1 protein-coding gene is annotated in these 713 nt (G+C 73.1%); it reads left to right on the top strand.

The genetic code is table 11. The features are described 5' to 3' along the window. On the top strand, positions 1–580 hold a 580-nt coding region (locus E0D90_RS25915), incomplete at its 5' end, for a response regulator transcription factor (RefSeq protein WP_130800334.1). Positions 581–713 lie beyond the last annotated feature (133 nt).

The raw sequence follows: 713 nt of genomic DNA, 5'->3' as shown, positions 1-713 counted from the left end.
CGAGCATCTGATCCGGGGCGCGGTGGCGGCGCTGCTGGCGCTGGAGGAGGACCTGTCGGTGGTCGCGGAGGCCGCGACCGGGCCGGAGGCGATCGCCATGGCGCAGGCGCACCGCCCGGATGTGGCGGTGCTCGATCTGCAGATGCCGGGGGCGGACGGGGTGAACGTGGCGACGGCGCTGCGCGCCGAGCTGCCGTCCTGCCGGACCATGATCGTCACCGGTCACGGGCGGCCCGGCCATCTGAAGCGGGCGCTGGCGGCCGGTGTCCGCGGGTTCATGCCGAAGACGGTGTCGGCGCAGCGGCTGGCGGAGATCATCCGTACGGTGCACTCGGGCCAGCGGTACGTCGACCCCGATCTCGCGGCGGACGCGATCAGCTCGGGCGATTCGCCGCTGACGACGCGCGAGGCGGAGTTGCTGGAGCTGGCGGCCGACGGCGCTCCGATCGTGGAGATCGCGGAGCGTGCGGTGCTGGCGCCGGGGACGGTGCGCAACTATCTCTCCTCGGCGGCGGCCAAGTTGCATGCGGAGAACCGGCATTCGGCGGTGCGGATCGCCCGGGAGAACGGCTGGATATGAGCCCGGACGGGTGTGGGGCGGGCGCGGGACGGAGCCCATGACCGGGGTCCGCGCCGCGCCGTCCACAGCCTGTGGGTAACTTTCCGCACCCGGCGAGCCCGCCGGGTGCGGAAAGTTACCCACAGGCTGTGGA

Origin of the sequence: Streptomyces otsuchiensis (assembly GCF_004305975.1) — a bacterium.
In the GTDB taxonomy this organism is placed as follows: domain Bacteria; phylum Actinomycetota; class Actinomycetes; order Streptomycetales; family Streptomycetaceae; genus Streptomyces; species Streptomyces otsuchiensis.
This window is presented reverse-complemented; position numbering and strand designations above follow the sequence as displayed.